Source organism: Massilia sp. IC2-278, assembly GCF_020708045.1.
Lineage (GTDB): Bacteria > Pseudomonadota > Gammaproteobacteria > Burkholderiales > Burkholderiaceae_D > Telluria.
This window is the reverse complement of the sequence record NZ_JAJFES010000004.1, coordinates 131,262-145,668: the sequence shown is the minus strand read 5'-3', so window position 1 is coordinate 145,668 and position 14,407 is coordinate 131,262. Positions and strand designations below refer to the sequence as shown.

Annotated in this window: 10 protein-coding genes; 6 read left to right on the top strand and 4 right to left on the bottom strand. The window is 65.0% G+C overall.

The genetic code is table 11. The features are described from left to right. Positions 1-86 precede the first annotated feature (86 nt). The 3 genes from LK540_RS10525 to LK540_RS10515 all read left to right on the top strand — a co-directional run bounded on the left by LK540_RS10525 (position 87) and on the right by LK540_RS10515 (position 3,004). Positions 87-1,079 carry a TRAP transporter substrate-binding protein gene (locus LK540_RS10525; protein ID WP_229437252.1) on the top strand — a complete coding sequence of 331 codons (993 nt, stop codon included), beginning with the start codon at positions 87-89 and terminating at the stop codon, positions 1,077-1,079. Positions 1,080-1,157: 78 nt separating this feature from the next. Further along, positions 1,158-1,727 (top strand): TRAP transporter small permease, encoded by a 570-nt coding sequence (locus LK540_RS10520; RefSeq protein ID WP_229437251.1) that lies wholly within the window; start codon positions 1,158-1,160, stop codon positions 1,725-1,727. Next, positions 1,724-3,004: a TRAP transporter large permease gene (locus tag LK540_RS10515; RefSeq protein ID WP_229437250.1), complete on the top strand. Its 1,281-nt coding sequence runs from the start codon at positions 1,724-1,726 to the stop codon at positions 3,002-3,004. The genes LK540_RS10520 and LK540_RS10515 overlap by 4 nt, the downstream gene beginning before the upstream one ends. A 507-nt stretch (positions 3,005-3,511) precedes the next feature. Here the strand turns inward: LK540_RS10515 and LK540_RS10510 are convergent. After that, a complete protein-coding gene (locus LK540_RS10510) occupies positions 3,512-6,406 on the bottom strand; it encodes an EAL domain-containing protein (protein WP_229437249.1) in 2,895 nt (964 codons plus the stop codon). Between the two features lie 124 nt (positions 6,407-6,530). Between LK540_RS10510 and LK540_RS10505 the strand changes: the two genes are divergently transcribed. The 3 genes from LK540_RS10505 to LK540_RS10495 all read left to right on the top strand — a co-directional run bounded on the left by LK540_RS10505 (position 6,531) and on the right by LK540_RS10495 (position 8,202). Continuing rightward, complete coding sequence (locus tag LK540_RS10505) at positions 6,531-7,055, top strand: methylated-DNA--[protein]-cysteine S-methyltransferase (protein ID WP_229437248.1); 525 nt, start codon at positions 6,531-6,533, stop codon at positions 7,053-7,055. Beyond that, positions 7,028-7,930 (top strand): site-specific tyrosine recombinase XerD, encoded by a 903-nt coding sequence (gene xerD / locus LK540_RS10500; RefSeq protein WP_229437247.1) that lies wholly within the window; start codon positions 7,028-7,030, stop codon positions 7,928-7,930. Before LK540_RS10505 ends, xerD begins: the two co-directional genes overlap by 28 nt. A gap of 92 nt (positions 7,931-8,022) precedes the next feature. Further along, on the top strand, positions 8,023-8,202 hold the full coding sequence (locus tag LK540_RS10495; protein ID WP_229437246.1) for a hypothetical protein: 180 nt from the start codon (positions 8,023-8,025) through the stop codon (positions 8,200-8,202). A gap of 248 nt (positions 8,203-8,450) precedes the next feature. Here LK540_RS10495 and LK540_RS10490 read toward each other — a convergent pair whose 3' ends face one another. From LK540_RS10490 to LK540_RS10480, 3 genes are all read right to left on the bottom strand, one after another. Beyond that, the gene (locus LK540_RS10490) at positions 8,451-11,573 is read right to left on the bottom strand and encodes an efflux RND transporter permease subunit (protein ID WP_229437245.1); all 3,123 of its coding nucleotides are present in this window, start codon (positions 11,571-11,573) and stop codon (positions 8,451-8,453) included. A gap of 3 nt (positions 11,574-11,576) precedes the next feature. After that, positions 11,577-12,806, bottom strand: coding sequence for an efflux RND transporter periplasmic adaptor subunit (locus tag LK540_RS10485; RefSeq protein ID WP_229437244.1), 1,230 nt, complete (start codon positions 12,804-12,806; stop codon positions 11,577-11,579). A gap of 602 nt (positions 12,807-13,408) precedes the next feature. After that, positions 13,409-14,383: an endonuclease/exonuclease/phosphatase family protein gene (locus LK540_RS10480; protein WP_229437479.1), complete on the bottom strand. Its 975-nt coding sequence runs from the start codon at positions 14,381-14,383 to the stop codon at positions 13,409-13,411. Between the last annotated feature and the right edge of the window lie 24 nt (positions 14,384-14,407).

Here is a 14,407-nt window from a genome sequence, read left to right as displayed (position 1 = left end):
GGAATTCCACAAATGCAATGCAAAATGCAGCAGAGCAGAATGGTTTGTGCGTCGTTCAAAAATAATCGAGACACCGAGGAGACACCATGCAGATCAAAGCCCTGGCCGCGGCCTTTGCCGTCGTCCTGTCCATGAATTCCGCCTGGGCCCAGGCGCCCATCGTCATCAAGTTCAGCCACGTGGTCGCGACCGATACGCCGAAGGGCCAGGCCGCCGAGCGCTTCAAGGAACAGGCCGAAAAGCTGACGAAAGGCCGGGTCAAGGTCGAAGTGTATCCGAACAGCCAGCTGTACAAGGACAAGGAAGAACTCGAAGCCCTGCAGCTGGGCGCGGTGCAGATGCTGGCGCCCTCGCTGGCCAAGTTCGGCCCGCTCGGCGTGAAGGAATTCGAAGCCTTCGACCTGCCGTACATCTTCCCCTCGAAGGCGGCGCTGTACGCCGTCACCGAAGGCCCGATCGGCAGGGGCCTGCTGAAGAAACTCGAACCGAAAGGCATCACGGGCCTCGCCTACTGGGACAACGGCTTCAAGATCATGTCGGCCAACAAGCCGCTGCATGCCCCGGCCGATTTCCGCGGCCTGAAGATGCGCATCCAGTCCTCGAAGGTGCTGGACGCGCAGATGCGTGCGCTCGGCGCCAACCCGCAGGTGCTGGCCTTCTCGGAAGTGTACCAAGCCTTGCAGACCGGCGTGGTGGACGGCACCGAGAACCCGCCGTCGAACATGTACACGCAAAAGATGCACGAGGTGCAGAAGCACCTGACGGTGTCGAACCACGGCTACCTGGGCTATGCCGTCATCGTCAACAAGAAGTTCTGGGACGGGCTGCCGGCCGACATCCGGGCCCAGCTCGAGCAGGCCATGCGCGACGCCACCACCTTCGAAAAAGCCATCGCCCAGCGCGACAACGACCTGGCGCTGGAAGCCATCCGCAAGGCCGGCAAGACCACCATCTACAACCTGACGCCGCAGGAACAGGCGGCCTGGCGCACGGCCCTGCAGCCGGTGCAGCGCCAGATGGAAAGCCGGATCGGCAAGGACCTCATTCAGTCGATCACCCGCGAAACCGCGAAGAAGTAAGGCAGCATCGAGCGTAGTGAAGCTTGCAGGGACGGCATGCGCCGTGCCTGCGCACGCCTGTTCTCCTGAAAGACACCCATGAAATTCCTCGATCGACTCGAAGAATGGATCATCGCGACCCTGATGGCGGCGGCCACCATCGTCATCTTCATCGCGGTGGTGCATCGCTACCTGTCCGGGCTGCCGATTCCGGCGCTGCAGGACTACCTCATCCAGATCAACACCAGCTGGGCCCAGGAACTGTGCATCTACATGTTCGTGTGGATGGCCAAGTTCGGCGCGGCCTACGGCGTGCGCACCGGCATCCACGTCGGCGTCGACGTGATCGTCAACCGCCTGAACCCGCGCTGGCGTTCGAAATTCATCGTCTTCGGCCTGCTGGCCGGGGCCGTCTTCACCGGGATTGTCGGCACCCTCGGCGCCAACTTCGTCTGGCACATGTCGGAAACCGACCAGACCTCGGCCGACCTCGAATGGCCGATGTGGATCGTGTATCTCGCCGTGCCGCTCGGTTCCTACCTGATGTGCTTCCGCTTCCTGCAGGTGATGGTGACCTTCATCCGCACCGGCGAAGTACCGCACCATGACCCGGCCCAGGTCGAAGGCCTGGACGACGAAGACCTGCCGATCTCGAAAGGTGCCGCATGAACGCAGCCATCATCTTCATCCTGCTGCTGCTCCTGATGCTGACCGGGATGCCGATCTCGATCTCGCTCGGCCTGACGGTCCTCACTTTCCTGTTCACCATGACCACGGTGCCGATCGAATCGGTGGCGCTGAAGCTCTTCACCGGCATCGAAAAGTTCGAGATCATGGCGATTCCCTTCTTCATCCTGGCCGGGAATTTCCTGACCCACGGCGGGGTGGCGCGGCGCATGATCCGCTTCGCCACCTCGATGGTCGGCCACTGGCACGGCGGCCTGGCGCTGGCCGGGGTGGTGGCCTGCGCGCTGTTCGCGGCGGTGTCGGGTTCCAGCCCGGCCACCGTGGTGGCGATCGGCTCGATCATCCTGCCGGCGATGGTCAAGCAGGGCTATCCGAAGCGCTTCGGCGCCGGCGTGATCACGACCTCGGGCGCGCTCGGCATCCTGATTCCGCCGTCGATCGTGATGGTGATGTATTCGGTGACCACCAACACCTCGGTCGGCAAGCTGTTCATGGCCGGCGTGGTGCCGGGGCTGATGCTGGCGTTTTTGCTGGGCCTGACGACCTGGGTGCTGGCCAAAAAGCACGGCTACCCGCGCATGGCGAAAGCCAGCTGGGGCGAGCGCTGGCAGGCCTTCCGCAAGAGCGCCTGGGGCCTGTTCCTGATCGTGATCGTGATGGGCGGGATCTATAGCGGCATCTTCACGCCGACCGAGGCCGCGGCGATCGCCGCCGTGTACGCCTTCATCATCGCCGTGTTCGTGTACAAGGACCTGCGCCTGGACCAGGTAGGGCGGGTGCTGCTGGACTCGGCTTCGCTGTCGGCCATGCTGCTGTACATCATCACCAATGCGGTGCTGTTCTCGTTCCTGATGACCAGCGAAAACATCCCGCAGCAGATGGCGGCCTGGCTTACCGGACAGGGCCTGGGCGTGGTCAGCTTCCTGCTGGTGGTGAACATCTTGCTGTTGCTGGCCGGGAACGTCATGGAACCGTCGTCGATCGTGCTGATCATGGCGCCGATCCTGTTCCCGGTGGCGGTGGCGCTGGGGATCGACCCGATCCACTTCGGCATCCTGATCGTGGTGAACATGGAAGTGGGCATGTGCCATCCGCCGGTGGGGCTGAACCTGTACGTGGCCTCGGGGATTACCAAGATGGGGATTTCGGAATTGACGGTGGCCGTACTGCCCTGGCTGCTGACCATGCTGGGCTTCCTGTTGCTGGTGACCTACGTGCCGGCGATTTCACTGTGGCTGCCCAACCTCGTCTACGGCTGATCGGTGCATATCGTTATAAAAAAATATTCTTTTGCCGACACAGTTGCGTTATCATGGAGCGCTGCCGGCACCAATGTGGTGCTGAATGCACCGGACACAAGTCTTGGGGAGTGAAGAAAAACCCGGTAGTCCATACCGGAGATCATGTGAGGAGACACACGTTCGACAGAAGCTGCGGGTACGCCTAGTGGCCGGGACGTGACCATGATTCAGAGCGCACCGCTGGTGCGCTTTTTTTTTGGTTTTTTTCGTGGCCGTTGGCGGGCGGTGCGAGCGATTGGCCGCCGCACGTGTCCGCAAGGAGGCGTCCGTACCGCGTGGGCACGGGGTGCCCACCGTACGGGAAACGGTGCGTGTCGAATTACATGCCTCGGACGATATATCGACCGTACGGTGGGGTCATTGATGCCGGGGGCATCAATGACGAAGTGCCCACGCGGTTACGTGCCCATCCTTTGGCCTGCGGCGGCGAACGATCGCTCGAACCACCCGCAAACGGCCACGAACCTAGGCTGCCAGCTCCTCCAGCGTCCGCGCATCCACCGGCCTGCTGAACAAAAAGCCCTGCCAGTTCTCGCACCCGATCTCCGCCAGGAACGAGCGCTGCGCCTCGGTCTCGACCCCTTCCGCAATGATCCCCAGCCCCAGCGATTTACCCAGCGCCACCACGCTGCGCGCGATCGAGGCGTCGTTCGGGTCGTCGAGCACGTCGCGCACGAAACTCTGGTCGATCTTCAGCTGGTCCAGCGGCAGGCGCTTCAGGTAGCTCAGCGACGAATACCCGGTGCCGAAGTCGTCGAGCGAGAAGCAGATGCCGTGCTCGCGCAGGGCGCGCATCTTCTCGATGGTTTCCTCGACCCCTTCGATCATCAGGGTCTCGGTCAGCTCCAGCTTCAGGCGCGTCGGGTCGGCCCCGGTGTCGAGCAGGATGGCCAGGGTCTCCTCGACGAAATCGTCCTGCAGGAACTGGCGCACGCTGACGTTCACCGCCAGCGTCAGGTGGGCGGTGCCGGGCATGCCGGCCCAGGCGGCCAACTGCTCGCAGGCGCTGCGCAGCACCCAGCGCCCGAGCGGCACGATCAGGCCCGAGGTTTCGGCAATCGCGATGAAGCCGCCCGGCCCGATCAGGCCGCGGTGCGGATGCTGCCAGCGCACCAGGGCCTCGGCCCCGGTCAGCAGGCCGTCGCCGTCGACCTGGCCCTGGTAGTGCAGCACGAACTGCTGCTCGCGCAGCGCTTCGCGCAGCTCGGTCTCGATGGCGGTGCGGTAGGTGACTTCCTGCTCCATCGAGGTGTGGAAGAAGCGCAGCGTGTTGCGGCCCTGGCGCTTGGCTTCGTACATGGCGAGGTCGCCGCGCCGCATCAGGTCGTCGAGCTGCTGCTCGTGGCCGCCGCACAGGGTGACGCCGATGCTGCAGCTGGCGTGGTGCACGGCGCCGCCGACCTCGAACGGGTCGCGCAGCGCGCTCAAAATTTTGTGGCCGACCGTCTCGGCATGCCGCATGGCTTCGTCCTCGCTGGCGCCGACCGCTTCCAGCAGGATCACGAATTCGTCGCCGCCCAGGCGCGCCACGGTGTCGCTGTCGCGCGCGCACTGCAGCAGGCGCGCCGCCACCTGCTGCAGCAGGTGGTCGCCCACCACATGGCCGCGGCTGTCGTTCAGGTCCTTGAAATTGTCCATGTCGAGGAACAGCAGGGCGCCGACGCGGCGGTTGCGTCCGTGCCGGCCCACGCAATGGTCGAGGCGCTCGTAGAGCAGGCGCCGGTTCGGCAGGCCGGTGAGCGGATCGTAGAAGGCCAGCTGGACGATCTTCTCGTCGGCCTGCTTGCGGTCGCTGATGTCGGACTGGGTGCAGACGAAATTGGTCAGCACGCCGGCCTCGTCGCGCACCGCGCTCACCGTCAGCCAGGCCGGATACGGCTGGCCGTTGCGGCGCCGGGTCCAGACTTCGCCCTGCCAGGTCTGTTCGCGCCGCACCGTGTTCCACATGCGCTCGCGGTAGTCGTCGCCGTCGTGCTCCAGCGAGAACGGCGGGAAGGGCGTGCCGGGCAGCTCGGCGGCGGGCGTGCCGACCAGGATGCCCCAGGCCTCGTTGGCCTCGATCATCACGGCGTTGGGGTTCAGCACGCACATGCCTTCGCCCGACTGGAACACGATGGCGGCGATGCGCAGCGATTCCTCGGCCTGCTTGTTGGGCGTGATGTCGGTGGTGACCCCGCACAGCCCATACACTTCGCCGTCGCGCGCCAGCGGCATCTTAGTGGTCAGGTAGATGTTCCCGAACAGGCGCTCCTCGGCTTCGTAGCGCCGGTGCTCGGTGAGCACGGCATGGTCGCCGGCACGCGCGATGCGCGCCTGCACTACGCCGAACAGGGCTTCGTCGTCCTGGCCGACGATGGCCGCCGCCGGACGCTCCAGCATGCGGCACATGGCGCCGTTCACGTACTGGTAGCGCGACTGCGTATCCTTGATGTAGATGAGGCTTTCCACGCTGTCGAGGATGGTGGTGAGCTTTTCCTCGTTCTCGCGCAGCTCGCGGGTGCGCACCGCCACTTCGGTGCGCAGCCAGCTGGCCACCGCCAGGCTCGACAGCAGCAGCCCGACCGCCGCCGCCAGCGCCCACCACAGGTTGGTGGGCACGGTGCGCACGGCGCCATCGGTCTGCCACTGGCGCAGCGTGGCGAAGTACACCGAGTTCGGATCGGCGCGCCAGGCCGTCAGGTTGCGGTCGATGGCGTCGAGCACCGCCTGCTGGCGGCCGGGCAGGGCGGCGTAGTACACGCGGCTGGGGTTGAACACGACGCCGGTCGCCACCAGGTTCTGGCGCGCGGCCTCGTGGTCGCCGAAGAAATGGTTGGCGGCGACGGCGTCGGCTTCGCCTTCGGCCACCAGGTCAAAAGCGCGTTCCAGCGACGCCGAAGGCAGCAGCACGGCCTGCGCGCCGTAGCCGGCCAGGATGCCGGGCAGGGTCTGGGCCTGGATCGAACTGGACAGCACGGCGATGCGCCTGCCCTTCAGGTCGGGCAGGGCGCGGATGCCGCTGCCGGAGCGGGCGTACACCTGCGACCAGCTGTGCACGGCGGGCACGCGGTGGAAGGCAAACACGCGCGCGCGCTCTTCGGACCAGGCGACGTCGGGCAGCAGGTCGATGCGCCCTTCGGCCAGCAGGTCGACGCAGGCGGTCCATTCGCAGGGCACGAATTCCAGTGTCCAGCGTTCGGCGCTGGCCATCTCGCGCAGCAGGTCGATCTGGATGCCGTCGGCCTGGCCCTGCTGGTTGATGAACAGGTTCGGTGCATTATTCGACACGCCGACCCGCAGCGGCGCAGACACCTGGGCGCCGGCCTGGCCCAGGCAGCCAAGCAGTGAAACGAAAACCAGTAAGCGGAGTACGCGCGGCATATTCGTCCGGTGTCAGTATTTGTTTTTAGCATAGTCGTTTTTGCAATAAACCGACGCCAGATACGAGAAATTGCTCGATCGAAAAAGTTGGTGGACCGGGGACGCGAGGAGTAAACTACGCGTCATGAATACTCCACTAGGCAGCGAGCTGTTTTCCGCCATCGTGCCGGCGCCGTTCGGCGCCATCGGCATCCGTACCGAAGGCGAGCGCGTGCGCGAACTGGTCTACCTCGAGCCGCGTTTCGGCGACAAGGCGGCGCAGGACGCCACGGCCGAGCTAGCCGCGCGCCAGGTCGAACAGTACCTGCGCGACCCCGATTTCGTTTTCGATTTGCCGCTGATGGAAGCGGGCAGCGATTTCCAGCGCCGCGTGTGGGGTGCGATCAGCGCCATTCCGCGCGGCAGCGTGCGCACCTACGGCATCCTGGCCAAGGAACTCGGCTCGGCGCCGCGCGCGGTGGGCCAGGCCTGCGGCGCCAACTGGTTCCCGCTGGTCATTCCCTGCCACCGCGTGACGGCCGCGCGCGGCCTGGGCGGCTTTGCCAGCCACGACGAAGAGAACGGCTTCCATTTGTCCGTCAAGCGCTGGCTCCTGCGCCACGAAGGCGCCACCGCATCGCCATGGCAGCAGCAGTCGATCTGGGACTGATCGACGAGTTCTGCGACACGCTGTGGCTGGAACACGGCCTGGCGAAGAACTCGCTCGACGCCTACCGGCGCGACCTGTGCCTGTTTGCGGGGTGGCTGCATGCCCGGTATCCCGCGTGCGGGCTACTGGGCGTGCGGGCTGAACATCTCGCTGCCTATTTTGCCGAGCGCCATGCCGACACCAAGCCGAGCACGGCTAACCGGCGGCTATCGGTCCTGAAACGCTTCTACCAGCTGGCGCTGCGGCGCAACCAGGTGGCGGAAGACCCCTGCCTGAAGATGGCCACGGCGCGCCAGCCGCTGCGCTTCGTGCACACCCTCACCGAAGAGCAGGTCGAGGCGCTGCTGAACGCGCCCGACGTGGGCACGCCGCTGGGCCTGCGCGAACGCACCATGCTGGAGCTGATGTATGCGAGCGGGCTGCGGGTGTCGGAACTGGTGGCGCTGAAACTGGTCGAACTGAGCCTGAACGATGGGGTGCTGCGCATCACCGGCAAGGGCAGCAAGACGCGCCTGGTGCCGTTCGGTGAGGAAGCCCGCGCCTGGGTCGAGCGCTACCTGAAGGATGCGCGCGGGATCATCCTGAATGGGCAGGTGGACGACGCCCTGTTCGTGACCGGGCGCGGCGGGCCGATGACGCGGCAGATGTTCTGGATACTGATCAAGAAGCATGCGCTGAAGGCGGGCATCCGCGCGCCCCTGTCGCCGCACACGCTGCGCCACGCCTTTGCGACACACCTGCTGAACCACGGCGCCGACTTGCGCGTGGTGCAACTCCTGCTGGGACATTCGGATATTTCTACCACACAGATTTATACCCATGTTGCGCGCGAGCGTCTGAAGCACCTGCATGCACGTCATCACCCACGGGGCTAGTTCAAAACTGGTCAAGTTCGTGCCGCTTAACTGGCGCATAATGGTTCGGGTTCGGCACCATTCTTTCATGTCAGCTTGCATACGAGGAAATCATGGCAAGGACCAACTTCCAATACGAAAAGCGGCAACGGGAACTGGAAAAGAAGCGCAAGGCGGAGGAAAAAGCCAAGCGCAAGCTGGAGGCGAAGAACAGTCCGAAGGCGGAAGGGGAGGCGGCAGAGGCGGGGGAAGCAGTAGAAGTGGAGGCAGCAGCGACGCACGAGCAATCGTAGCGGCGCCCGTAGGGTGGGCACCCCGTGCCCACGCGGAACGCGCTCCATTGTTGACCGAATTATTTCGTTGCCGCCCGATCAAATGGGCGGCATCCAAAAGCACATCCGTGGCTTCGATTAAGTTAGTGGCTCGCCCCGAAGCCGCTAACGTCAGGCTTATTTATCGTCACAAATGCCGATAACACTGCGGCGCGTTCCGCGTGGGCACGGGGTGCCCACCCTACGGTTCGCGCCGCAGACTTCGGTTGTTACGCCGATTCTTTAGCGATCACCGGCATGTCATCGGTCGCCACTTCCTCATGCCCTTTGGCAAACCACCGCTTCGCACGCTTGCCGATATTGTCGAGGTAGCTGTACGCCACCGGCACCACCACCAGCGTCAGCAGGGTCGAGGTAATCACACCTCCGATCACCGCGCGCCCCATCGGCGCCTGGGTTTCGCCGCCATCCCCCGCGCCGATCGCCATTGGCAGCATGCCGAAGATCATCGCCAGCGTCGTCATCAGGATCGGACGCAAACGCACCTGGCCCGCTTCCAGGATCGCCGCGAACTGCGCCTGCCCCGCACGCTGGCTGTGATTCGCAAAGTCCACCAGCAGGATCGCATTCTTGGTCACCAGCCCCATCAGCATCACCACGCCGATCACCGAGAACACATTCAGCGTACTGCCCGTTACCAAGAGGGCCACCAGCACCCCGATCAGCGACATCGGCAGCGACATCATGATGGCGATCGGCTGCAGGAAGCTGCCGAACTGCGACGCCAGCACCAGATAGATGAAGATAATCGCAATCACGATCGCCGACAGGAAGTTGCCCATCGTTTCAGCCATTTGCTGGGCATCGCCGCCGACGTCGAAGCGCACGCCTTCCGGCAGTTCGATTTCCTTCATCGCCTTGTCGATGTCGCCGTTCACGTCGCCCGATGGGCGGCCTTCGACACCGGCGTAGATCGCCACGCGCCGCTCCAGCGCCTGGCGCTTGAGCACCTGCGGGCTGAACGAGGGCACGAACTCGACCACCTGGCGCAGCGGCACCATGATCGGATTGCCTGTAGCATCGAGACGCGAGGAAGCCAGCGACAGGTCCGCCAAATCCGCCACCTTCTGGCGCCCGTTGCGCGGCAGCTGCACGTTCACCTGGTAGTTCTGGCCGTCCGGCGCCAGCCACTGGCTGATCTCGTCGCCGGCCACGAACGGGCGCAGCGCCGCGCCGACCTGCTGCACCGACAAGCCGAGGTCGCTGGCCAGCTCGTTGTTGATGCGGATGACGGTGGCCGGGTTCGCGCCTTCCTGGCTGTATTCGATGTCGGCCACGCCCTTGATCGTGCGCATCTTGTCCATCAGCTTGTGCGCTACGGCATCGAGCTTGGCTTCGTCGCGGCCCAGGATCGCAATGAAGATCGGCTTGTTACCGACCGACATGGTGATGCCGGCAATCGAGGACAGGCGTTCGCGGATCACCGACTCCATGGTTTCCTGCGAGCGGCGCCCGGTCTTCTTCACGTCGGTCAGCTTCAGCACGACCTGGGCGCTGTTGTGGCCTTCGTAGACGCCGATGGCGCTGCTGATGGCGTCGATTTCCTTGTACTCGCGCAGGATGTCCTCGATCTGCTTCACCTTCGCATCCGTATAGGCCAGGCTGGAGCCGACCGGGGTCTTGAAGCGCATTTCGATGAAGCCGTTGTCGGTTTTTGGTGCGAACTCGCCGCCGATCATCGGCACCAGGGCCAGGCTGCCGACGAACACCGCCAGCGCCAGCGCCAGGGTGGCCTTGCGCCAGCGCAGGGCCAGCGCCAGCACCTTGCCGTACCAGGTGTGCACGTGCTCGATGCCGTGCTCGATGCGCGCCATGATGCGGCCCAGCCAAGGCAGGTACTTGAAGCGGTCCTTCACCGGGTCCGGCCACACCGACGACAGCATCGGGTCGAGCGTGAAGCTCACGAACAGCGACACCATCACGGCCACCGCCACCGTCACGCCGAACTGCAGGAAGAAGCGGCCGATGATGCCATCCATGAAGGCGATCGGCACGAACACGGCAACGATCGCAAAGGTGGTCGCCATCACGGCGAGACCGATCTCGTTGGTGCCGTCTTCGGCGGCGCGCATGTGCGACTTGCCCATGCCCAGGTGGCGCACGATGTTCTCGCGCACGACGATCGCATCGTCGATCAAGAGGCCAATGCACAGCGACAGCGCCATCAGCGTCAGGAAGTTCAGCGTGAAGCCGAAGTAGCGCATCGCGATGAACGAGGCCAGCACCGAGATCGGCAGCGTCAGGCCGGTGATCACCGTACTGCGCCAGGAGTGCAGGAACAGGAACACGATCACCATCGTCAGGATCGCGCCTTCGATGATGGTGCGCTTCACGTTGTCGAGCTGCTGCTGGACCGTGGTCGACTGGTCGTCCATGACGCGGAAGTGGACGTCGGCGGGCAGGGTCTTGCGCATCTCCTCGACCATCTTGATGATGCCGGTGCCCACCTGCACGGTGTTCGCATCCTGCACCTTGGTGATGTCGACCGAAATGGCGCGCTGGCCGTTCACGCGCGAGATCGAGGTTTCTTCACGCTCGCCGTCGATCACCTCGGCCACCTGCGACAGGTAGACCGGCCCGCTGGCGCGGCGCGCCACGATGATGTTGTTGAACTCGCGCGCTTCGCGCATCTTGCCTTCCACGCGCACCAGGCGCTCGGCGGCTCCGTACTGCAGATTGCCGGCCGGGAGATTCGCATTCGTGGCCTGGATCGCGCGCAGTACTTCGTCAATGCCGATGTTCTGGCTGCGCAGCTGTTCCGGCTTCACGTGCACCAGGATCTGGCGCGTCGCCACGCCGCCGGTACGCACTTCGCCGACGCCGGCCACGCTTTGCAGGCGCTTGACGATCACCTGTTCCGCCAGCAGCGACAGGGCGCGCATGTCGCGCTCGTTCGAGCTCACCGACAGGCGCACCACCGGCTGCTGGTTCTCGCCGTCGGCGCGGATGATGAAGGGTTCCTTCACCTCTTTCGGGAAGCCCGGGCGCACGCGCGCCACCTTGTCGCGCAAGTCCTGCATCGCCTTGTCGGTGTTGGTGGCGATGTGGAATTCGACCGAGACGCCGCTGCGGCCTTCCCAGGAATTACTGCGGATGGTCTTCACGCCGCTGACGGTGTTGATGACTTCCTCGATCGGCCGCGTGACGTCGTTTTCCACCTGTTCCGGCGAGGCGCCCGGGTACTGGGTCTCGACCCAGGCGAACGGCAGATCGACGTTCGGCATGCTCTCCACGCCCAGGGTGCGGTAGGAGAACAGGCCGAGCACCATCAGGCCGACCATGACCATGGTGGCGAAAACCGGGTGGCGAATACTGACTTTGGTGATCCACATGGCTCAGTCCTTTTTCGCGACGACGACAGGCTTGTCGGCGGACTTCGCATCCGGTTTCGCCGTCGCGGCGCCTGCCAGCTTCACCTGGGCACCCGGCTTTACCCCATCGAGCGGCACGTTCAGCAGCACGGCGCCGGCATCGATGCCGTGGGTGACTTCGGCCATGCCTTCGTCCTGGTTGCGCATGCCGAGCTGCACCGGCTGCGCCACGACCTTGCCGTCGGCGACGCGGTAGACCACGTCGCGCTCGCCGTCCTTGCGCAGGGCGGCCAGCGGCACGATCGGACGCGTTTCGGATTTATCGGTGGTGATCTGGCCTTTCGCGAACATGCCGGCGCGCAGCAATCCGTCGGTGTTGGCTACGCTGATATACACCAGCATCGCGCGCGAACCGGCCTCGGTGGCCGGATTGATGCGCGCCACCTTGCCGGTGAAGTCGCGCGCGTCGAAACCGTCGACGCGGAAGTGCACGTCCTGGCCGACCTGGATGCGCGGGATGTCGGAGGCCGGCACCTGGGCGTCGAGCGTCAGGTGCTGCAAGTCGACGATGGCCATCACCGGGCTGTCGGGCGACAGCTTTTCGCCGGCCTGCACGAAGCGCTTGCTGACCACGCCCGACAGCGGCGCGCGGATCACGGTGTCGTTCAGGGCGATGCGCGCCAGGTCGAGCTGGGCGCGCGCGGCGTCCACCGATGCCTGGGCCAGTTCGACGCTGTTGCGCGTGGTGTCGAAGGAATTTTGCGAGATGTAGTTCTGCTTCAGGAGGGCCTGGCTGTTGGCTTCGTTCTTGGTTGCCAGCGCCAGGCGCGCATTGGCCTCCTTCAGCGCCGCCGCGTACTGGGCCACGCGGGCGCGCGCGTCGGCGTCGTCCAGGCGCGCGATGACCTGGCCGGCGCTGACGTTCATGCCTTCGCGCAGGCCGGTTTCCAGCACCACGCCCGAGACCTTCGATTTCACCGTGGCCTGGGACAGCGGCGCCAGCGAACCGGACAGCGGCAGGCGGCGCGCCAGTTCGCGCGCCTCGACCGTGACCACGTCGCTGTGCGAGAGCTCGAAGACCGTGGGCTTGGCCTCGGCTTTGGGCGCAGGGGCGGGCGGCGCGGATGTGCCCTTGAAAGCGAACCAGCCGCCGGCGAGCGCGACCGCCACAGCCAGCGCAATCGCCGGTTTGCGCCAGCGGCGCTTGGTGGAAAGGGGGATCGCGGGCGTAAGCGGCAAGGTCTCGATTTTCATGGCGGCCGTTGTTGGTGTTGTTGGAAAGCGGATGAGCGGTAGCGCCCGTGCTCCACCTTTCCCTTGGAAGACGGAGCTACTTGCGCATGGTCGAGACTATAGAAATTGGCAACATTGACCGCCATCGGAATGCGACAAGCAGCCGAATACGGACGATGAAATGCAGAAAAGCGGGACGGAACGCGTGTGGCTGGCACCAGTTGGAACCATGGCCCGTGCGCTTCCGTAGGGTGGGCACTCCGTGCCCACGCGGAAGGCGCGGCAGTGTTAGCTGGTTTCCATTGTCGCCGTCCGCTCCGATGAGCGATATCCCGGAGCATATCGGCAGCTCAAAGCCTGCCCGAGCGTGGCTTTAGCGATGTGCTCTCAGATATGTTGTCTGAATGCGTCTCTCGGGGCTGGAACGCTGCTGACACTGCAGCGCGTTCCGCGTGGGCACGGGGTGCCCACCCTACGGCGCTGTAACGATGTGCTCTCAGATACGTTGCCTGGATGCGTATCTCGGGGCTGGAACGGCGCTGACACTGCGATGCGTTCCGCGTGGGCACGGAGTGCCCACCGTACGGGAAGCGCCGCATGAATGCTCACCACGGATGAAACATTTACATCCCGGCGTCACGCAGCCCGTGGCTTTCGTCGAACAAGCGAATGCGCGCCAGCACCTGGCCGTGGTCCGAGGCTTCGGGCAGGGCCAGGTCGAGGTGGTCGTTCAGGTAGAGCACCTCCACCACTTCGCCGATGGCATCCGGCAGGGCGGCATTGAATTCTTCCGACACCAGGATGTGGTCGATGGTCGAGTAATGGCCCTCGTGCACGCACGAGAAGCCCATGTGGCGCGCATGGTCGACGCGGCGCTGCACCTCGTTGGCATCGTACAGGCGGTCGGCCATCGGCGCGCCGGCGCCGAGCACGATGCCGGTGGTGACCGAATCGGCGACGTCGTTGAAGTCACCCAGCACCACGCGCGGGCGGCGGTTGGCGCGGCCCATTTCCGTGAGCAGCACGCGCAGGGCCGCCGCCTCGGTGCCGCGCCGGATGAGCGAGCGCAGGCAGGCGAGGGCGTACAGGGCCGGGTCTTCGCCGGTGTCGCCGGTGCGGTAGTCGGGGCGGCGCGACTTCAGGTGCACCACCACCACGTCCACCGACACATCCTGCGAGACCTGCACGATGGCGTGCAGCGGCGCGCGGGTAAAGCGGGCGGCGTCGCGGCTGCCATGGGGCAGTTCGATCCCGCGCGGGAAGTCGCGCAGGGGCTGGGCCGGCACCACCAGCGGCAGGCGCGAGACCAGGGCCACGCTCGGGGTCAGGCGCATGGCGGCCGGGTCGGGGTCGAAGCCGGCATGGAAGGCTTCGCGGTAGCGCCGCGTGCGCGCCAGCACTTCGCGCAAGGTGGCCTGCGAGAAGATTTCCTGGAAGCCGATGACGTCGGCATCGAGCAGGTCGATCTGGTGCGCCGTCCAGTCCAGCTTGGCTTCGTATTCTTCCTCGGTGGTGGGCAGCAGATTGTCGTAGAGCTTCACGCCCGGCGGCGCCAGGTTGCAGACGTTGAACGTCGCAAAACGTAGCTCTTGCTGTATCAGTTGCTGCATAATAGAAACCCC